The 19,611-nt window shown below is 71.2% G+C and carries 14 protein-coding genes; 6 read left to right on the top strand and 8 right to left on the bottom strand.

Translation table 11 applies throughout. The features are described from left to right. Positions 1-26: 26 nt before the first annotated feature. Positions 27-1,706, top strand: a complete 1,680-nt coding sequence (locus ACK4LS_RS01680; RefSeq protein ID WP_409712450.1) for a long-chain-fatty-acid--CoA ligase — start codon at positions 27-29, stop codon at positions 1,704-1,706. Positions 1,707-1,901: 195 nt separating this feature from the next. Further along, positions 1,902-2,399: a hypothetical protein gene (locus ACK4LS_RS01675; RefSeq protein ID WP_409712448.1), complete on the top strand. Its 498-nt coding sequence runs from the start codon at positions 1,902-1,904 to the stop codon at positions 2,397-2,399. 78 nt (positions 2,400-2,477) lie between these two features. Here ACK4LS_RS01675 and ligA read toward each other — a convergent pair whose 3' ends face one another. The 3 genes from ligA to ACK4LS_RS01660 all read right to left on the bottom strand — a co-directional run bounded on the left by ligA (position 2,478) and on the right by ACK4LS_RS01660 (position 7,270). After that, positions 2,478-4,886: an NAD-dependent DNA ligase LigA gene (gene ligA, locus ACK4LS_RS01670; protein WP_409712446.1), complete on the bottom strand. Its 2,409-nt coding sequence runs from the start codon at positions 4,884-4,886 to the stop codon at positions 2,478-2,480. A 92-nt stretch (positions 4,887-4,978) separates the two neighbouring features. Then, positions 4,979-6,076: a tRNA 2-thiouridine(34) synthase MnmA gene (mnmA, locus tag ACK4LS_RS01665; RefSeq protein ID WP_409712444.1), complete on the bottom strand. Its 1,098-nt coding sequence runs from the start codon at positions 6,074-6,076 to the stop codon at positions 4,979-4,981. Between the two features lie 9 nt (positions 6,077-6,085). After that, on the bottom strand, positions 6,086-7,270 hold the full coding sequence (locus tag ACK4LS_RS01660) for a cysteine desulfurase family protein (RefSeq protein ID WP_409712442.1): 1,185 nt from the start codon (positions 7,268-7,270) through the stop codon (positions 6,086-6,088). Between the two features lie 45 nt (positions 7,271-7,315). Here ACK4LS_RS01660 and glgX point away from each other — a divergent pair, with 45 nt between their 5' ends. The 3 genes from glgX to glgB all read left to right on the top strand — a co-directional run bounded on the left by glgX (position 7,316) and on the right by glgB (position 13,691). Next, on the top strand, positions 7,316-9,403 hold the full coding sequence (gene glgX, locus ACK4LS_RS01655) for a glycogen debranching protein GlgX (protein ID WP_409712440.1): 2,088 nt from the start codon (positions 7,316-7,318) through the stop codon (positions 9,401-9,403). A 185-nt stretch (positions 9,404-9,588) separates the two neighbouring features. After that, on the top strand, positions 9,589-11,556 hold the full coding sequence (locus ACK4LS_RS01650) for a maltotransferase domain-containing protein (RefSeq protein ID WP_409712551.1): 1,968 nt from the start codon (positions 9,589-9,591) through the stop codon (positions 11,554-11,556). Beyond that, the gene (gene glgB / locus ACK4LS_RS01645) at positions 11,553-13,691 is read left to right on the top strand and encodes a 1,4-alpha-glucan branching protein GlgB (RefSeq protein WP_409712438.1); all 2,139 of its coding nucleotides are present in this window, start codon (positions 11,553-11,555) and stop codon (positions 13,689-13,691) included. Before ACK4LS_RS01650 ends, glgB begins: the two co-directional genes overlap by 4 nt. Positions 13,692-13,825: 134 nt before the next feature. Here glgB and ACK4LS_RS01640 read toward each other — a convergent pair whose 3' ends face one another. Both ACK4LS_RS01640 and ACK4LS_RS01635 read right to left on the bottom strand, forming a co-directional pair. Continuing rightward, positions 13,826-14,785 (bottom strand): tetratricopeptide repeat protein, encoded by a 960-nt coding sequence (locus ACK4LS_RS01640; RefSeq protein WP_409712436.1) that lies wholly within the window; start codon positions 14,783-14,785, stop codon positions 13,826-13,828. Next, positions 14,782-16,590, bottom strand: coding sequence for a glycosyl transferase (locus ACK4LS_RS01635; RefSeq protein WP_409712434.1), 1,809 nt, complete (start codon positions 16,588-16,590; stop codon positions 14,782-14,784). Before ACK4LS_RS01635 ends, ACK4LS_RS01640 begins: the two co-directional genes overlap by 4 nt. A gap of 173 nt (positions 16,591-16,763) precedes the next feature. Here ACK4LS_RS01635 and ACK4LS_RS01630 point away from each other — a divergent pair, with 173 nt between their 5' ends. Next, positions 16,764-17,840: an AI-2E family transporter gene (locus tag ACK4LS_RS01630; protein WP_409712432.1), complete on the top strand. Its 1,077-nt coding sequence runs from the start codon at positions 16,764-16,766 to the stop codon at positions 17,838-17,840. Between the two features lie 12 nt (positions 17,841-17,852). Here ACK4LS_RS01630 and ACK4LS_RS01625 read toward each other — a convergent pair whose 3' ends face one another. The 3 genes from ACK4LS_RS01625 to ACK4LS_RS01615 are packed head-to-tail and all read right to left on the bottom strand — an operon-like array spanning position 17,853 to position 19,600. Further along, on the bottom strand, positions 17,853-18,587 hold the full coding sequence (locus ACK4LS_RS01625; protein WP_409712430.1) for an alpha/beta hydrolase: 735 nt from the start codon (positions 18,585-18,587) through the stop codon (positions 17,853-17,855). Then, complete coding sequence (locus ACK4LS_RS01620; RefSeq protein WP_409712428.1) at positions 18,587-18,874, bottom strand: hypothetical protein; 288 nt, start codon at positions 18,872-18,874, stop codon at positions 18,587-18,589. Before ACK4LS_RS01620 ends, ACK4LS_RS01625 begins: the two co-directional genes overlap by 1 nt. Before the next feature lie 9 nt (positions 18,875-18,883). Then, the gene (locus ACK4LS_RS01615) at positions 18,884-19,600 is read right to left on the bottom strand and encodes a transglycosylase SLT domain-containing protein (RefSeq protein ID WP_409712427.1); all 717 of its coding nucleotides are present in this window, start codon (positions 19,598-19,600) and stop codon (positions 18,884-18,886) included. Positions 19,601-19,611 lie beyond the last annotated feature (11 nt).

Below are 19,611 nucleotides of genomic sequence, written 5' to 3'. Positions count from 1 at the left end.
CGCCTCGCGCGTCCTAGGCTGGCGGGGTGACGATCTTCGATCCGCCGCGCCCCTGGACCTCGAGCTACGCCGCGGGGGTGCCCGAAGACCTGGGGCCCCAGAGCGGATCGCTCGTCGACATCGTCGACGCCTCGACGCGCGACTACCCCGACGCCCCCGCCCTGCAGTTCTTCGGCCGCGAGACGACCTACGCCGAACTGTCGGAGCAGATCGCCCGCGCGGCCGCCGCGCTCGCCGCGCAGGGGGTGCGGGCCGGTGACCCGGTGGCGATCGTGCTGCCGAACTGCCCCCAGCACATCGTCGCGTTCTACGCGGTGCTGCGCCTGGGCGCCGTTGTGGTCGAGCACAATCCGCTCTACACCGCCCGCGAACTGCGCAAGCAGTTCGAGGATCACGGGGCGAAGCACGCGATCGTCTGGAGCAAGGTCGTCGCGACCGTGCAGGAGTTCCCGGCCGACCTGCGCCTGGACACGCTCGTCTCCGTCGACGTCACGCGCGCGATGCCGTGGACGACCCGCCTGGCGCTGCGTCTCCCCGTCGCGAAGGCCAGGGAAAGCCGGACGGCGCTGCACGCCACGACCACCGGCGCCCTCCCGTGGGACGACCTCGCGCGGCACGCGCCCCTCCCGGCATCCCACCCGCGCCCCGCCGCCGGCGACCTCGCGATCATCCAGTACACCAGCGGCACCACCGGTGCCCCCAAGGGAGCGATGCTCACGCACGCCAACCTCCTGGCCAACGCTGCTCAGGCCCGCGCCTGGGTTCCGCAGATCGTGCGGGGCGAGGGGTGCGTGGTCTACGCGGTGCTCCCGATGTTCCACGCCTACGGGTTGACGTTGTGCCTGACCTTCGCGATGTCGATGGGAGCCCGACTCGTGCTCTTCCCGAAATTCGACCCCGACCTCGTGCTGGCGGTCACGAAGAAGCATCCCGCGACGTTCTTGCCGCTGGTCCCCCCGATCGCCGAGCGTCTGCTGGCCGCGGCCGAGACGCAGGGCGTCTCGCTCGCCGGCACCGACGTCGCCATCTCGGGCGCCATGGCCCTTCCGCACGAGCTCGTCGTACCGTTCGAGAAGGCCACCGGCGGGTACCTCGTCGAGGGCTACGGGCTCAGCGAATGCTCCCCGGTGCTGATGGCGAACCCCGTGGCCGACGACCGCGTGGCCGGAACCGTGGGCCTCCCCCTGCCCGGCACCGAGTGCCGCGTCGTGGATCCCGACGATCCGCGCACCGATGTCGAGCGCGGTGAACTGCTCGTGCGGGGCCCGCAGGTGTTCTCCGGTTACTACGGCAAACCGGAGGAGACCGAGGCGGTGTTCGTCGACGGGTGGTTCCGCACCGGCGACATCGTGACGATCGACGAGGCCGGCTTCGTCCGCATCGTCGACCGCATCAAGGAACTCATCATCACGGGCGGCTTCAACGTCGCGCCCACCGAGGTCGAGAACGTGCTGCGTCAGCACCCCGGCGTCGCCGATGTGGCCGTGGTGGGCCTGCCCAGCGAGCACTCGGGCGAGGAGGTCGTGGCGGCGGTCGTCGCGGTCGACCCCGGCGAGCTCGACGTCGAGGCGGTGCGCGCGTTCGCGCGGGGCATCCTGACGCCGTACAAGGTGCCGCGGCGGATCGTGATCGTCGACGAGCTCCCCCGCTCGCTCATCGGCAAGGTGCTGCGGCGCCAGGTGCGCGAGCAGCTGCTCGCCGACTGAGGGGCGGATGCCGCCATACGGCCGCACGAGACCTCGCGACGGGCGAGCGACCCCCACCCCATCCCGCCGCCCTGCTACAGAACGCACCCCGGATGCAAGGGGTGTCCCTCGAATGGTCGACGCTCGCGTCGCGTCACTACGGTGGGGGAATCGGGCCGATCCACGGCCCATCCCGTGACCCTGGGGGGCAACCACATGATCATTAAGCGCACACCGCTCGCACTCGTCGCCGCATCGGCACTGCTTCTGCTCGCGGGTTGCTCCGGCGGCGGGTCGTCGGCCGAGGGCGACGCGAACGCGGCGGCACCTACCGCCGAGAGCAGCGCCACCTCGCAGGCCGCCACCCAGGAGTCGTCGGCGCCCGCGGGCGACCAGTCGAAGGCGGAGGCGTGCGAGATCGTGACGTCGTCGTTCTCCGACGTGACCGAAGCGAGCGGCTCGATCGACACGACCGACCCGCAGGCCGCTCTCGCGGGCTTCAAAGACCTCGCGGCGAAGGTCGACAGCAACTTCTCCCAGATCACGAACGCCGAGGTCGCCCCCGCCGCTCAGAACGCCAGTGCGTCGCTGAACGAGTACGTGACGTTCCTCGAGGGCGTCATCGCCGACCCCAGCACGGCGAGCGGCATCAGCGAGCAGGTGACGGCCCTGCAGGAGAGCTTCACCGAAGCCGGAACGGCCTGCGCCGGTTGAGGCGGATGACCACGCGTCACCTCGGGTGACGGTGAAGCGGAGGGCGGGGGCGCGAGCCCCCGCCCTCCGTCGTCGCAGTCAGGAGGTCGGGTCGGCCGCGGCCGCGGGACCGTCGAGCGCCGCCGGCCCCTGCTCGACGAGGATGCGGAACTGGGCGGCATCGAGGATCCGCAGCCCGAGGTCTTCGGCCTTCGCCAGCTTCGAACCGGCTCCGGGACCGGCCGCCACGAAGTCCGTCTTCTTGGACACGCTCGAGGCCGCCTTGCCGCCTGCGGCGAGGATGGCCTCCTGCGCGCCCTCGCGGGTGTAGCCCTCGAGCGATCCGGTGGCGACGACCGTGAGTCCGGCGAGCACTCCCCCCGCGGCGGCCGCGGCGCCGGGTCCGGGGTGTCCGGGGATCGAGAAGCGCACGCCGGCGGCCTGCCAGCGTTCGACGATCTCGCGGTGCCAGTCGACCTCGAACCAGTCGATCACCGCGTCCGCGATGATCCCCCCGACCCCCTCGACCGCCGCGAGTTCGTCGCGCGAGGCCGCGCGGATGGCATCCAACGACCCGAACCACTGCGCGAGAGCGCGTGCCGCCACCGGACCCACGTGGCGGATGTTCAGAGAGACGAGGAGACGCCAGAGGTCTTTCGTCTTCGCCTTCTCGAGCTCGGCGATCAGCTTGGTCGCCTGCTCGGACGGGCGGACCTCGCGGAAGTCTTTGCGGATGGCGCGACGCCGGCGTTCGGCGGGGTCGAGCGCCTCGGTGCCCGGCGGGTAGGACGCCGGGCCGAGCTTCTGGAACGGCGCGCGACGCACGGGCTCGCCGGTGTCGGCATCTACCTTTCGTTCCCCGGTCTCGGAGTCGCGCACGATGACCTCGATCGGGACCAGCTCGTCGACCGTGAGCTCGAACAGGCCGGCCTCGGTGTCGAGCGGCGGGCGTTCCGGAACCTCGGGCTGCGTGAGCGCGGCGGCGGTCACCTCGCCGAGCGCCTCGATGTCGAGAGCGCCGCGAGACCCGATGTGCTCCACACGTCCGCGCACCTGCGCGGGGCAGGACCGCGCATTCGGGCACCGCAGATCGATGTCGCCCTCTTTCGCGGGGCGGAGGGGCGTGCCGCACTCGGGGCAGTCGGCGGGCATGACGAAGGCCCGCTCGGTGCCGTCGCGAAGCTCGACGACGGGCCCGAGCACCTCGGGGATGACGTCGCCCGCCTTGCGCAGCACGACCGTGTCGCCGATGAGCACGCCCTTCACCTTGACGACGTCCTGGTTGTGCAGCGTGGCCTGCCGCACGACGCTGCCGGCAACCCGCGCGGGCTCCATCACGGCGAACGGGGTGGCGCGACCGGTGCGCCCGACCGACACCACGATGTCGAGCAGCGTGGTGTTGACCTGCTCGGGCGGGTACTTGTACGCGATGGCCCACCGCGGTGCGCGGCTGGTCGCACCGAGCTCGTCGTGCAGGGCCAGTTCGTCGACCTTGACCACGACACCGTCGATCTCGTGCTCGACGTCGTGCCGGTGCTCGCCGTGGTGCGCGACGAACGCCAGGACGCCGTCGATCGACGACTCGACGCTGCTGTACGGCGAGGTCGGCAGGCCCCACGACGACAGCAGGTCGTAGACCTCGCTCTGCGCCTGCACGGGCGGCTCGGGCCACGCGCCGATGCCGTGCACGTAGAGCGCGAGGGACTCGATGCGCGCGAGACCCGCTTCGAGCTCGAGGCCCGACTTCTTCTCGATCTGCTGCCGCAGCCCGCCGCTCGCCGCATTGCGCGGGTTGGCGAAGGCCGGGAATCGTCGTGCCGCCGCCTGCTCGGCCTTCTCTTCGTCGAAAGCTCGGCCGCCCCTGCGGCCCGCGGCGCGCTCGCGAGACTCGGCCACCGCGCGGTCGCGGAACTCCCCCTGCAGGCGGTTCAGGTTCTCGAACTTCGCGACCGGGATGAACACCTCGCCACGCACCTCGACGAGAGCCGGATGGCCCTCGCCCGACAGACGGCGCGGCACGCCCGCCACGCGGAGGGCGTTCTCGGTGACGATCTCGCCGACGCGACCGTCACCACGCGTGGCCGCCGAGGTGAGCACCCCGTTCTCGTAGCGCAGGTTCAGGGCCAGTCCGTCGATCTTGAGCTCGCTCAGCCAGTGCACCGGCCGCCCGGCCGCCGCCTGCGTCTTGACCGCCCAGTCGCGCAGCTCGTCGGGCGAGAAGACGTTGTCGAGGCTGAGCATGCGCTCGGCGTGCTCGATCGTGGCGAGATCGGTGGCTTCGGCCGCACCGACCGAGAGCGTGGGGCTGTCCTGCCCTTGCAGCTCGGGATGCAGGCGTTCGATCGCCTCGAGGCGGTGCATCCACCCGTCGTAGGTGGCGTCGTCGACGAGCTCTGCATCCCGCCCGTAGTAGGCCTCGCGCGCGTCGACGATGCGCTGGGTGAGGTCGGCCGCTTCGGTGCGCGCCTCGTCGAGGGTCAGATGGGGAAGCTGATCGTGCTCGGTCACGGCTCCAGCTTAGGGACGACCTCCGACATCACCGGTGGGCCTTGCCGCGCCCGCCCGAGGCTGTCCGGGCTGCTCCGCGAGGGGCTTTCGCCTCACGCGTCGACGGGGACCGCCGACACCGTGCGATCGATCGTGAACTGCCCCAGCACGCGCGTGCCGTCGTACAGCACGGCGGTCTGCCCCGGCGCGACGCCGTCGAAGGGTGTCTCGGGCCGGACGGTGAGCACGCCGTCGGCGAGCACCGCCTCCGCCGGGACCGGATCCGCGTGCGCACGGATCTGCACGTGGCACGCGAAGCGGTCGGCCGAGGGGGCGCGCCCCGCCCAGGTGAAGCGCTCGCCCGCGATCTCGGCGCACGCGAGGGCCTCCTTCGGCCCCACCACCACCGTGTTGTTCACGGGTCGCACCTCGAGCACGAACCGCGGCTTGCCGTCGGCGGCGGGCACGCCCAGCTGGAGGCCGCGCCGCTGCCCGACGGTGAACGCATGCGCGCCCTCGTGGGTGCCGACGACCGCGCCCGATCGGTCGAGGATCTCACCGCGTTCGGCGCCCACCTTGTCGGCGAGCCAGCCGCGGGTGTCGCCGTCGGGGATGAAGCAGATGTCGTGGCTGTCGGGCTTCTGCGCCACCGCGAGCCCGCGCTGCTCGGCCTCGGCGCGCACGAGGGCCTTCGAGGGCGTCGACCCCAGCGGGAAGTAGGTGTGGGCCAGCTGCTCGGCGGTCAGCACGCCGAGCACGTACGACTGGTCTTTGGCGTTGTCGGAGGCCCGGTGCAGCTCTCGCCCCTCGGGTCCGTCGACCAGTGTCGCGTAGTGCCCGGTGCACACCGCGTCGAAGCCGAGCTCGATGGCGCGCTCGAGGAGGGCGGCGAACTTGATTTTCTCGTTGCACCGCATGCACGGGTTCGGGGTGCGGCCGGCGCGGTACTCCGACACGAAGTCGTCGATCACGTCGTCGCGGAAGCGCTCCGAGAAGTCCCAGACGTAGAAGGGCATCCCGAGCTTGTCGGCGGCGCGACGGGCGTCCATGGCGTCCTCGATCGTGCAGCACCCGCGGCTTCCCGCGCGCAGTGTGCCGCCCGCCCGCGACAGCGCGAGGTGCACGCCGACCACGTCGTGACCGGCCTCCACCGCGCGGGCCGCGGCCACCGCGGAGTCGACGCCACCGCTCATCGCCGCCAGAACTCGCATGGTCCCAGTCTACGAACGGCCCGCTGAACGGGCGCCGGATGCCACGGCCCGCTCGTATGCGCCGGGAAGGCGGGCGAGCACGGCGTCGACGTCGTCGAGGGTCGAGGTGCGGCCGAGGGTGAAGCGCAGGACGGATCGTGCCGCGCGGTCGTCGAGCCCCAGCGCGAGCACCACGTGCGAGGGCTCCGCGACACCCGCCTGACACGCCGACCCGGTCGAGACCGCGATCCCCTCCATGTCGAGCAGGAACAGCAGCGTCTCGCCCGCGGCATCCGGGAACAACACGTGCGCGTTGCCGGGCAGGCGGTCGGACGGATCGCCGAGCAGCCGCGCCCGCGGGATCGAGGAGAGGATGCCGGAGACCAGGCGATCGCGCAGGGCGACGAGCCGCTCGGTCTCGCGGTCGCGCTCCGCCTCGGCGGCGCGCGCGGCGGCGGCGAAGGCGGCCGCCCCCGCGATGTCCTGGGTCCCGGCGCGCAGGCCCCGCTGCTGCCCCCCGCCGTGCAGCAGGGGCGTCAGGCGCGCGTGGCGCGACACCACGGCCGCCCCCACCCCCACGGGGCCGCCGACCTTGTGCGCCGACACCGACATCGACACCAGACCGGACGGCGCAGCACCGGCGCCCCGCCAGGCGGAGAAGTCCACGGCGATCTGACCGAGCGCCGACACCGCGTCCAGGTGCAGGGGAACGTCGGCCCCGGATGCCGCCTCGGCCAGGGCCGCGGCATCCTGGATCGTCCCCACCTCGTTGTTGGCCACCAGGGCCGTCGCGAGAGCGGACGCGGGCAGGGCGGCCGCGAAGGCGGCGGGGTCGATGCGTCCGACGGCGTCGAGAGGCACCGGTCGCACCGCCGCCCCCTCGGCCGAGGTCAGCCAGCCCACGACGTCGAGGGTGGCGTGGTGCTCTCCGTCGGGCAGGACCACGGCGTCGGTGCCCTCGGCGCGCGCCCACCACGAGCCCTTGAGGGCGAGGTTCGCCGCCTCGGTGCCACCCGAGGTGAACACGACCTCGATGGGCTGGCAGCCCAGCACGGCCGCGAGGCCCTCGCGCGCGTCTTCGAGCAGACGGCGCGCGTCCTGGCCGGCGCCGTGGATCGACGAGGGGTTTCCGAGCACCTCGTGGGCCGCGAGCCACGCGTCACGCGCCTCCGGCCGCAACGGCGTGGTCGCCGCGTGATCGAGGTACACCCGCACTGGTTCCTCCCGGGATCGACAGCCGCCTTCACTACCCTAAGACGCATGGTCCGACCCGAGACTGTCCTTCCCGCACGCGCGGGCCTCCACAGCGCCGCCCTCGACGACCTGGGGGTGCGCCTCGGTCCCGACGGAGGCACCCTCCGCGTCTGGTCGGGATCGGCCGACGCCATGCAGGTGCTGGTGTTCGACGACGTCGACCTGGACTGGGCCACCGAGACCATCACCATGACCCCCGTCGGCGGCGGGGTGTTCGAGGCCACCACCGCCCTGCTGCGCCCCGGCGCGCGGTACGCGATCCGCGTGGGCGGCCCCCACGGGCCCGGGCACACCTTCAACCCGCAGTCCCTTCTCATCGAGCCCTACTCGCGGGGGCTCGTGTCGGGCAGCTTCGGAGACTGGCGATCGGTCGTCGTCGACGGGTCATTCGACTGGGGCTCCTCGACGAAGCCCCGCGTGCCGATGGACCGGACCGTGATCTACGAGGGACACGTCAAGGGCCTGACCAAGCGGCATCCCTTCATCCCGCCCGCCCTGCACGGCACGTACGCCGGGCTGGCGCACCCCGCGATGATCGACCACCTGCTCTCGCTGGGTGTGACCAGCGTCGAGCTGCTCCCGGTACACGCTTTCGCCACCGAGCCGCGTCTGCTGCAGCTGGGCCTGTCGAACTACTGGGGGTACAACTCGCTCAACTTCTTCACCCCGCACGCGCCCTACGCCACCGCGGCCAGCCGGACGGAGGGCCCCGACGCCGTGCTGCGCGAATTCAAGGGCATGGTGAAGCTCCTCCATGAAGCCGGCCTCGAGGTGCTCCTCGACGTCGTCTACAACCACACCGCCGAGGAGGGCATCGGCGGACCACGCACGAGCCTGCGGGGGATCGACAACCGCTCCTACTACCGGCAGACCGCCGAGGGCGCCTACATCGACGAGACCGGGTGCGGCAATGCGGTGAACACCTCGACGGATGCCGCGGCCCGGCTCGTGCTGGACTCGCTGCGGTACTGGGCGGAGGAGGTGCAGATCGACGGATTCCGCTTCGACCTGGCCGTCACGCTCGGCCGCGACGAGAACCACTCCTTCACTCCCGACCACCCGCTGCTCCAGGCCATCCGCGACGACGAGCGGCTCGCCGGGACGAAGCTCATCGCCGAGCCCTGGGACGTCGGGATGGGCGGGTGGCAGACGGGCAACTTCGCCCCCGGGTGGCTGGAGTGGAACGACCGCTACCGCGACCGGGTGCGCAACTTCTGGCTCAGCGACATCGACTACGCCCGCCGAGCCGACACCGCCCCCGTCGGCGTCGGAGGCTTCGCCACCCGGCTCGCCGGTTCGTCGAACACCTTCAGCGAGGAGCGCGGGCCGCTCGCGAGCGTCAACTTCGTCACGGCGCACGACGGCTTCACGCTGCGCGACCTCGTCTCCTACGACGTCAAGCACAACCTCGGCAACGGCGAGCAGAACCGCGACGGGGCCGATACGAACCGCTCCTTCAACCACGGGGCCGAGGGACGCACCGACGACGAACGCGTGCTGGCCACGCGGCGCAAGGCCATGCGCAACCTCATGGGCACCCTCCTCCTCTCCGCCGGCGTGCCCATGATCACGGCGGGCGACGAGATGGGTCGCACCCAGCGCGGCAACAACAACGCGTACTGCCACGACTCGGCCCTCACGTGGCTGTCGTGGGACCTCGCACCGTGGCAGCGGCATCTCTTCGCCCACACGAAGCGCCTGCTGCAGGTGAGGCGAGAGAACCCCGCGCTGCGTCCTCAGCGCTTCGCGCGGCTGGGCGAGCGGATCCCCTCGGCGTCCGTGATGGAGTGGTTCGACGAGCACGGCGAGACCATGTCGAGCGATCGATGGAACGACCCGGCGCACCGCACCCTGCAGTACCTGGCGACCTCGACGCCCGAGCACGAGGCGCTCAACCGGGTGCTCCTGGTCGTGCACGGCACCGAGGAGGACGTCGAGATCACGCTTCCCGCGCCCGCCGAGGACGAGTTCTCGACGTACGTCGAGCTCTGGTCCAGCGCCGATGAGAGTCCGAGCGCCGAGGCGCCCCGCCGCTCCCCCGGCGACGTGGTGCCGGTGGCGGGCGCGTCGATGCTGCTGTTCCGCGTCGAGTAGTCGGGGCCGCCTGTCAAGGCCGCGCGAAACGATGGGGCAACGTCGGTGGCCCGCGGTAGGTTCAAACCGTGGCCCCCACGACGACTCCTTCGCCCGAGCTGCCCTGGCGCAGCGCCGCCTCGATCCCCGTGCGCGCGGTCAAGCCGGCGCCCGCCTCCCGCAGCGTGGTGACCCCGCGCATCCCGATGGCCCTTCCGCATCCCAGCGTTCCGGGTGGGCGCTTCCGCCCCTCGGCGTACGTCGGGGAAGCGGTCCCCTTCACCGTCACCGCGTTCCGCGAGGGGCACGACCGCATCGGCGTGCAGGTGCGCCTGTTCTCGCCCTCCGGCGACGAATCCCTCCACCGGCTGAGCCCGCTGAACGACGGCTTCGACCGGTGGTCGGTCCTCGTCGCCCCGCTCGAACAGGGGGTGTGGCGGTTCCGCTTCGAGTCCTTCGCCGACGACTTCGCCACGTGGGAGCACGCGGCCGAGGTCAAGATCGCCGCGGGCGTCGACACCGCGCTCATGCGCGAGATGGGTGCGCAGCTGTTCGACCGCGCCCGGGGAGAGAAGAAGCGTCCCGGTAGCGACAAAGACGCGCTCTACGACGCCGCCCGCACGCTGCGCGACCCCGACGTGCACGACGACACGGCGCTCGGCGTCGTGCGCGACCCGGCGATCGCCGCGATGTTCTCCGCGCGGCCCATGATGGGTCTGGTGTCGGTCGGCAAGGATGCCGAGCTGCTCGTCGAGCGCGAGCGCGCCGGCGTGGGCGCATGGTACGAGTTCTTCCCGCGGTCCGAGGGCGCGGTGCGCCGCGACGACGGTTCGGTCGTCAGCGGCACGTTCCGTACGGCGATCGACCGCCTGCCCGCGGTGGCCGGCATGGGCTTCGACGTGCTGTACCTGCCGCCCATCCACCCGATCGGGGTCACCAACCGCAAGGGCCCCAACAACACCCTCGTCACCCAGCCGGGCGATCCGGGTTCCCCGTGGGCCATCGGTGCGGCGGCGGGCGGTCACGACACCGTCCACCCCGACCTCGGGACCCTCGACGACTTCCGCGCCTTCGTGGCCGCCGCTCGCGAGAACGGCATCGAGGTGGCCCTCGACCTGGCGTTGCAGGCCTCCCCCGACCACCCGTGGGTCGCCGAGCACCCGGAGTGGTTCACCACGCTCCCCGACGACTCCATCGCCTTCGCCGAGAACCCGCCGAAGAAGTATCAAGACATCTATCCGGTCAACTTCGACAACGACCCCGAGGGCATCCGGGCCGAAGTGCTGCGCATCGTGCGGCACTGGATCGCCCAGGGCGTCACCATCTTCCGCGTCGACAACCCGCACACCAAGCCTCTGCAGTTCTGGGAGTGGCTCATCGCCACGGTCAGCGCCGAGGAGCCCGGAGCGGTGTTCCTGGCCGAGGCCTTCACGCGCCCCGCTCCCCTGCAGGGCCTCGCGATGGCCGGTTTCCAGCAGAGCTACACCTACTTCACCTGGCGGAACACCAAGGAGGAGCTCGAGGAGTTCCTCGGCGGGCTCGCGCACGAGACGGCCGACTTCCTCCGCCCCAATCTCTTCGTGAACACCCCCGACATCCTGACGGAGTACCTGCAGTTCGGTGGGCGGCCGGCGTACAAGATCCGAGCGGCCATCGCGGCGACCGGCGCTCCCACCTACGGCGTCTACGCCGGCTACGAGCTCTTCGAGAACGTCGCCCGCCCGGGCTCCGAAGAGAACATCGACAACGAGAAGTACGAGTACAAGTTCCGCGACTGGGAGGGCGCCGAGGCCGCGGGAGACTCCCTCGCCCCCTACCTGCGCATGCTCAACGCGGCGCGCCGCGCACACCCCGCGCTGCGGCAACTGCGCAACCTCGACGTGCACTGGAGCGACGACGACGCGGTCCTCGTCTACACGAAGCACCTCGCGGCCGAGCTGTCGCCCACGGGCGCGTCCGACACGATCATCGTCGTCGCCAACGTCGACCCGCACTCCGCACGCGAGACCACCGTCCACCTCGACACGACCGTGTTCGGCGTCGAGCCGGGCGCGTCGTACGACGTCGAAGACCTCGTGACCGGACAGGTGTGGACCTGGGCCGACCACAACTTCGTCCGCCTCGACGCCTTCACCGAGCCCGTGCACATCCTGCACGTCAAGGAGAACCGATGACCACGCTTCCCCCCGAGATCCTGGATGCCGTCGCCTCCGGCTCCCACCACGATCCGCACAGCGTCCTGGGTGCCCACCAGGGTGCCGACGGCTGGGTGATCCGCTCCCGCCGCCCCCTGGCGCAGAAAGTCGTCGCCGAGCTAGGCCACGGCTCCGAGGTTCCCCTCGCACACGTGCGCGGAGGTATCTGGGAGGCCTCCCTCGACGCCTTCCCCGGCGCCTACGTGGTGCGCGCGACCTACGACGGGTCGGAGCACGTCGCCGACGACGGCTACCGGCACTCCCCGTCGATCGGCGAGCTCGATCTGCACCTCATCGCCGAGGGGCGCCACGAAGAACTGTGGCGCGTTCTCGGTGCGCACCTGCGCGACCTCGACGGTTCGTCGGGCACGGCGTTCACCGTGTGGGCCCCCAACGCCCGGGCGGTCCGCGTCATCGGCGACTTCAACGGCTGGGACGGCGCCGCCAGCGCCATGCGTTCGATGGGCGGCAGCGGCGTCTGGGAGGTCTTCGTCCCCGGCATCGGTGCCGGCACCCGCTACAAGTTCGAGATCCTCACGCGCGCGGGCCAGTGGATCGAGAAGGCCGACCCGATGGCCCGCCTCGCCGAGATGCCGCCCGCGACGGCGTCGGTGGTCACGGAGTCCGCCTACACCTGGGCCGATGACGCCTGGATCGAGGAGCGCTCGTCCACCGCGCCGATCGACCGACCGATGTCGATCTACGAGCTGCACCTCGGCTCGTGGCAGTCGGGCCTGTCATACCGCGATGCGGCAGACCGCATCATCGACTACGTCGGCGCCCAGGGCTTCACCCACGTCGAGTTCCTCCCGCTGGCGGAGCACCCCTTCGGGGGTTCGTGGGGTTATCAGGTGTCCGGCTACTACGCCCCCACCAGTCGCTTCGGCGACCCCGACGACCTGCGCTACCTCATCGACCGCCTGCACCAGGCCGGCATCGGCGTGATCATGGACTGGGTCCCCGGCCACTTCCCCAAGGATGCCTTCGCCCTCGCCCGCTTCGACGGCGAGGCGCTCTACGAGCACCCCGACCCCCGTCGCGGCGAGCACAAAGACTGGGGCACGCTCATCTTCGACTACGGTCGCAACGAGGTGCGCAACTTCCTCGTCGCGAACGCGCTGTACTGGTTCGAGGAATTCCACGTCGACGGTCTGCGGGTGGATGCCGTGGCCTCCATGCTCTACCTCGACTACTCCCGCAACGACGGGGAGTGGGCGCCCAACCAGTTCGGCGGGCGCGAGAACCTCGAGGCCGTCCGTTTCCTGCAGGAGGTCAACGCCACCTCCTACAAGCGCTACCCCGGCATCGCGCTGATCGCCGAGGAGTCGACGAGCTTCCCCGGGGTCACGGCCCCCACCTCCCACGCGGGCCTCGGCTTCGGCTTCAAGTGGAACATGGGCTGGATGAACGATTCGCTGCAGTACATCGGTCGCGATCCGATGTATCGCTCGCACCACGAGGGCGAACTGGCATTCTCCTTCGTCTACGCGTTCAGCGAGAACTTCATCCTGCCCATCAGCCACGACGAGGTCGTGCACGGGAAGGGCAGCCTGTTCGGCCGCATGCCCGGCGACCACTGGCAGAAGCTGGCCAACATGCGCGCGTTCCTCGCGTACATGTGGGGCCACCCCGGCAAGCAGCTGCTGTTCATGGGCCAGGAATTCGGGCAGATGTCCGAGTGGTCCGAGTCGCGCGAGCTCGACTGGTGGATGCTCGATCAGCCCGCGCACGCGCAGCTGCAGGCGTTCGTTGCCGAGCTCAACCGCGTCTACAAGGATCAGGCCCCGCTGTGGGCGCGCGACCACGACGGCGCCGCGTTCTCGCGACTGGGCGCCCCGGCGTGGAACCCGAACGTGCTCGCATTCGCCCGTCGCGACCACCACGGCAACACGATCGCGGTCGTGTGCAACTTCTCGGGTGCCCCCCTCACCGACTTCCCCCTCGACCTGCCGGAATCGGGTACGTGGACCGAGGTCCTCAACAGCGACGCCGAGGCGTTCGGTGGATCGGATCAGGGCAACCTCGGCGCCGTCACGACCGACGGCCGCGGCAGCGCGACGCTCACGCTCCCGCCCCTCGGAGTGCTCTGGCTGCACCACCGCGCCGACGGCTGAGCGACGAACCGAGACGGCCCCGCCCGAGGGGGGCCGTCTCGGTTCATCCCGGGCTAAGGAGCGACGAAAGGCCCCGACCCGAGAGGGCGGGGCCTTTCCTCGCGTGCGATCGCGCTGAGGCGGATCAGCCGGTGTCAGAAGAGCAGGGATGCCAGGCGCGCCCGCGCCCGGATCACTCGGGCGTCGTCGTCGCCCACGAGCCCGAACAGCTCGAGCAGACGCTCCCGGACGGGGGCGCGCTCGTCGGCGGGCAGGGCGGCGAACAGGTCGAGCAGACGGGCGAAGGCGTCGTCGACGTGACCGCCCACGACGTCGAGGTCGGCGACGAGGAACTGCGCGTCCAGACCCGTGGGTTCCGCGGCCGCCGCGGCGCGGGCCGCCGCGAGATCGGCATCCTGCACCCGGTCGAGCAGGCGCACCTGCCCGAGACCGGCGCGCGCGTCGGCGTCGCGCGGGTTCTCGGCCAGGGCCTTCTCGTACGCCGTGATCGCGCGGGCGTAATCGCCCTCCTCGATGGCGGCGAACGCCTCGGCGTGCAGCGGCGGGAGCGGGGGCTCCTCGGCGGGGGCGTCGGCCGCGCTCTCGGCGTCGACGGGCACGGTGCCCGTCACCCCGTGCTGCGCGGCGAGCTGCAGGAGCTGCGCGAACACGTCGCGCACCTGCTGCTCGGGCACGGCGCCCGTGAACAGCGGCACCGGCTGGCCGGCGACGAGCGCGAGCACCATCGGGATCGACTGGGCGCGGAAGCCCTGGGCGAGCTGCGGGTTCGCGTCGACGTCGACCTTCGCCAGCACGAGGCGACCGCCGAGTTCGGTGACGACCTTCTCGAGCACCGGGCTCAGCTGCTTGCACGGACCACACCACTCCGCCCACAGGTCGATGACCACCGGGACCGTGCGCGAGAGCTCGAGGACCTCGCCGAACGTGTCGTCGGTGACGTCGAAGACGAGCGGCATGCCCCCGGCGGGCGCGCCCGCAGCGGGCGACGCCGCGGGCGGCCCCGCGGGGGTCGCGGGGGTCGCGGGGCGGTTGCGCAACGACGACAGGTCGACGGCACCGCGCATGACGGAGCCGGGGGCGGCGGGAGTGCTCACGGGGACACCTTCGCTTCGAGGAGGCTGGATCGGTAGCCGAGCAGGCGGATCTGATCTTCGGAACCCTGGCTGGGAACGTAGAAGAACACCTGGTCGGTGTAGGTGGTGGTGAAGCCCGTCGCCGACTGGTCGACGCCGGTGAGGGCCTTCACCGCCGGGTTGTTGTCGAGCTTGATGACGGCGTCGGCGTTCGTCGGCTTGGCGGTGTCGCTCTCGTAGACGTTCACGGCCACGATCGCGCCCGTGTCGAGGGTCGCCAGAGCGATGGGCGCGGCGGGACCCGCCGACGCTGTGAAACTGATCTCAGCCGTTCCTGCGCCCGTCTGGTTCAGCTCTTCGGTGCGCTTGGTCTTGTTGTCCTGGATCGCCGAGAGCAGCAGATCGTTGGCGGTGTCGAACGTCGACCACGAGACGCTGTTCTCGCCGTTGTTGATGATGTCGGCGTAGGCGGCCGCGACCTTCTCGGGCGCGAGTACGAGGAACGACGAGTCCGGCGGCACCTGGGTGGCGCCCACGTAGGGAGCGGCGAGCTCGGGCAGGTTCGTCGACGCCTCGAGGTTGCCCACGTACGACGCCTTGTATTCGTCCCACGGCGTCTCCTGCGTCATCATCATGATCGTCGTCGTGGGCGTCGCGGCATCCGCCGACTCCACCACGGTCATGAGGGTGCGCGGCCACGTGCCCGTGGTCTGCGGCAGCACGATCTGCACGGGCTCCGCCGGGATCGCGGGCAACGCCGGGCGGTCGGGCAGGGCTGCGCGCAGCCGGTAGTTGGTGGTGCGCTCGGCGAGGGCGGCACCCGCGAGACGCTGGGCCGCGGCGTTCTGGTCGAGGGCCGCGTCGGCCGAGGCGACGGTCGTCGACACGCGCGACACGATGCGCTGCGCTTGCGCCTCCGTCACCGCGGGCGGGAACTGCCCCTCCGGCACGATCACGGTGGGCGTCGGGCTCGGGCTCTCGGTGGCCGCGAGCTGCGGCCATGCATCGGCGGAGCAGCCCGCGAGCAGCGCGATCGACACGCCGAGCGCGGGGACCGCGACGAGCGCGCGACGTCCGCCGCGCGCTCCCGTGATCCGGGAGAGGCCGCGACGTGCGGGGCTCGTGCTGACCACGCCCTTCTCCTCGGCGTTCGTGTCGGCGATCGAGATGGGCTCGGTGACGGGCAGGGGCAACCCCTTTCGGCGCGGGCGACGCGAGCGACGCACGTGCCGGATGCCGAGGATGTAGAGCACGAGACCCGCCAGCAGCACGATCCCGCCGCCCACGATGAGCGGACCCGCCCACGGGGTGGAATCGTCGATCGGCCAGGTGAGGCTCACGGTCGAGGGGGCGGCGGCCGTGCCGTCGGATGCCACGAGCACGCTCATGTCGCTCGGCAGCTGAAGCGTGGTCGAGAGCGACCCGGTCTGCTCGAACTCATCGAGCCACAGGTCGCTGTCGACGGGGCTGCGACCGGCGGCGGCGTCGGTCTCGGGGGTCACGGTGGGCTGCTGCACAGCGGTCTGCACCGCGCCCTCGCCGTCGACCGTCACGGCCGTGTACGGGACGTCGGCGAGCCACGCCGTGAGGTCGGCGGTGCGACCGTACGAGACGAACACCTCGCCCTCGCCCTCGACGCGCAGGGTCTGCGCGCCCGGCACGCTCGTGAGCACCGACCCGTCGATGAGCGTGTAGGCCTCGGTCCCCTCTGTCTGCACGGACTTCGTGGTCTCCGAGGGACCTTGGAAGACCGTGCGTTGGGCGATCCCTGCACCGATCATTGCGGCGGCGATGACGAACGCCACCACGGCCCAGACGAATCTCACGCTTCACACCATCCCCACCGGTGACTCGGGCGCCACCGAAGAATCGACGTTTCAGACTATCGGAGGGCGGCTGAAAGTTCGCGGCGAGGCCCGTCGCTGCCCGAACGGTGCCGGAACGATCAGTATCCTGACCAGACGGGCAGCGGGCCCGGCTGAGGCGGGAGTCGTTCGGCATGAAGATCCACAACCCTTTCCGGGTCGCCCTGCTCGCCACCCTCGGCGTGGGGGTCGGGCTGCTGCTCATCGGCAGCGTGCAGAACCTGTCGACGATCCTGCTCTACGTCGGTACCGCGCTCTTCCTGTCGCTGGGCCTGGATCCGGTGGTGTCCTTCTTCGAACGCCGCGGGCTGCCCCGCTGGGCGGCGGTGCTGTTGACGATCCTCGCCGTGCTCGGGGTGTTCGCCGGCATCGTGTTCATGGTCGTGCCCGTCATCGTCAGCCAGATCGCGCAGCTGGTTTCGCAGATCGAGCAGCTGCTGCAGCCGGGGCGCTGGAACGAAATCGTCGCGCAGGTGCAGCAGTGGGCCTCCGACACCCTGCCGTGGTTGAAGATCGACGAGCTGTGGGCGGGTGTCCAGCACTGGTTCAGCACGCTCGACGTCGGATCGATCTCCACGATCGTCGGCAACAGCCTCCTCACCGGCGCCGGCGCCGTGGCCGCGGGCCTGGGCGGGGCGTTCATCGTGCTGATCCTCACGATCTACTTCACGGCATCCACGCCGTCGCTCAAGTCGGCCGTCTACCAGCTCGTGCCGGCGTCGAAGAGGGCGCGCTTCATCGAGCTCGCCGAGAAGATCACCGACTCCGTGGGCTACTACGTGATGGGGCAGGTGAGCCTCGGCGTGATCAACGGCGTGCTGAGCGCCATCCTCCTCACCGTCATCGGCGCACCGTTCCCCGCCGTGCTGGCCGTCATCGCGTTCTTCTTCTCCCTCATCCCGCTGGTGGGGACGCTGACGGGATCGACGATCATCGTGCTCGCGTGCCTCATCCCCGGCCTCGGAACCCCGGGGTGGGCGGTCATCGTCGCCGCGGTCTACTACCTCGTGTACATGCAGATCGAGGCGTACGTCATCTCGCCGCGCATCATGAACCGCGCCGTCTCGGTGCCGGGGTCCGTCGTCGTCATCTCGGCCCTGGCCGGAGGAGCGCTGCTCAACCTGCTGGGCGCGCTCATCGCCATCCCGGTGGCCGCCAGCATCCTCATCATCTACCGCGAGGTCATCATCCCGCGGCAGAACGAACGCTGAGCCCCGGAATCCTCAGTCGGCGAGGGGGTCCGCGAGAGGCCCGTCCCACTCGGTCGCCAGGGGCAGGGCGTCGGGGTGGACGGCCGCGACGATCTCGGTGAGCACCCGACGCGTCTGCGTCTCGCCGACCCAGAGGTGCTTGCCACCCTCGACGGCGATGAGAGTGGCGTCGGGGACCGAGGCGAAGCGCTCGCGGGCCTCGGCGGGGCGCAGGTAGTCGTCGAACTCCGGGACGAGCACGATCATGCGCCGCGCGTCACCCGCCCAGGCGGCGACCTCCTCGGCGGTGGCACGGTGCAGGGGAGGCGAGAGCAGGATGACGCCCTCGATGTCGTGGTCGCGGCCGTACTTCAGCGCCAGCTCGGTGCCGAACGACCATCCGACCAGCCAGGGGCGCGGAAGGCCGCGTTCGCGGACGAAGTCGACCGCCGCCGCGACGTCGAACGCCTCGTTCGCTCCCCCGTCGAAGGAGCCCTCGCTCGTGCCGCGCGGCGAGGTGGTGCCGCGGGTGTTGAAGCGCAGCACCGCGAGGTCGGCGAGGGCGGGAAGGCGCCCGGCGGCCTTGCGCAGGATGTGCGAGTCCATGAAGCCCCCCGCCGTGGGCAGCGGATGAAGGGTGACCAGCGTGGCCACCGGCTCATGATCCGCGGGGAGCGCGAGTTCGCCGACGAGGGTCAGCTCGTCGACGGTGCGCAGCTCGACGTCTTCTCGACGGGCCGGGAGCAGAACGGGTCCGCGGATGTCCATCAGGCGATCCTCCAACAGTGCGTGTGCCAGTGTCGACGCGCGGCCAGGTCTGCCGCGTCACCGAGCACCCCGTCCGCCCGCCAGACGACGAGGTGCGGCGTGCCTACGGTGACCGCGCGGCCGCAGCCCGGGCAGATGTAGTCCTTCAGCGCTTGCGGGGCGGAGATCGGCTGTACCGTCCACTCGACTCCGCGCTTGGTCTCGGTGCGCTTCCACCCCGCGATCAGGCGATCCAGCGACTCGTCGCTGCGGGAGGTCTCCGGACGACGCTTACGCGAGCGGGGCATGGATGCCGCTCACCACCAGTGGTTGCTGGTCCAGAACGCGTACGCGCGGGCCCAGCTGCCGTAGCGGCCGGTCGCGTACCCGGTCGCCCAGCGCAGGTTGTCGACGGGGTCGTAGCCGTTGCCGGGGACCTTGCTGCACGGCAGGGCCTGCACGAGACCGCACGCACCCGAGGAACGGTTCGTGGCGTTCGGGTTCCACCCGCTCTCGCGGCTGACGATGTAGTCGACGTAGCCCATGTCGGCATCCGAGATGCCGGCGGCAGCCATCCAGTCCGCCGGCGCGCCGCCGCCCGAATAGGGCAGGGGGCCGCTGCGCCCACCCGCCGACGAACCCGAGCTCCCGCTCCTGGACTTCGAGGTCGTGGGGGTCGGGGTGGGAGTGGGTTTGGGCTTCACGAAGACGTTGTAGCTCGAACGCTGGAGGTCGGGGGCCTGCCTCTCCCCCGCCGTCGAGACGGCCTGCGTGTCGTCGAGACCCTCGGCGTAAAGGGTGACGGTGCGCGGCTCGTCGGCCTGGGCGGGAAGCAACGACGCGCCCATCGGCCCCACGTAGGCACCGGCGAACAGCACGGCAGCGCACGCACCGAAGACGGCCACGACCCCGCGCCGGCGCGACCAGCGCGGTCCGGACCGCCGCGGGAGCTCCGGCGGGATCACGTCGGCCACCGCGCCCCGACGGGCGACGCGGCGAGACGATCCACGCGAGAGTTCCGAGCCAGAAGTCACAGTGTCACCGA

Origin of the sequence: Microbacterium sp., assembly GCF_046295495.1 — a bacterium.
Lineage (GTDB): Bacteria > Actinomycetota > Actinomycetes > Actinomycetales > Microbacteriaceae > Microbacterium.
This window is presented reverse-complemented; position numbering and strand designations above follow the sequence as displayed.

Excerpts from the sequence above, each read along its gene's own strand:
- ACK4LS_RS01675 (WP_409712448.1), top strand. The coding sequence starts at position 1,902 with ATGATCATTAAGCGCACACCGCTCGCACTCGTCGCCGCATCGGCACTG.
- mnmA (WP_409712444.1), bottom strand. The coding sequence starts at position 6,076 with ATGCGAGTTCTGGCGGCGATGAGCGGTGGCGTCGACTCCGCGGTGGCC.
- glgX (WP_409712440.1), top strand. The coding sequence starts at position 7,316 with ATGGTCCGACCCGAGACTGTCCTTCCCGCACGCGCGGGCCTCCACAGC.
- ACK4LS_RS01650 (WP_409712551.1), top strand. The coding sequence starts at position 9,589 with ATGGCCCTTCCGCATCCCAGCGTTCCGGGTGGGCGCTTCCGCCCCTCG.
- glgB (WP_409712438.1), top strand. The coding sequence starts at position 11,553 with ATGACCACGCTTCCCCCCGAGATCCTGGATGCCGTCGCCTCCGGCTCC.
- ACK4LS_RS01630 (WP_409712432.1), top strand. The coding sequence starts at position 16,764 with ATGAAGATCCACAACCCTTTCCGGGTCGCCCTGCTCGCCACCCTCGGC.
- ACK4LS_RS01625 (WP_409712430.1), bottom strand. The coding sequence starts at position 18,587 with ATGGACATCCGCGGACCCGTTCTGCTCCCGGCCCGTCGAGAAGACGTC.
- ACK4LS_RS01620 (WP_409712428.1), bottom strand. The coding sequence starts at position 18,874 with ATGCCCCGCTCGCGTAAGCGTCGTCCGGAGACCTCCCGCAGCGACGAG.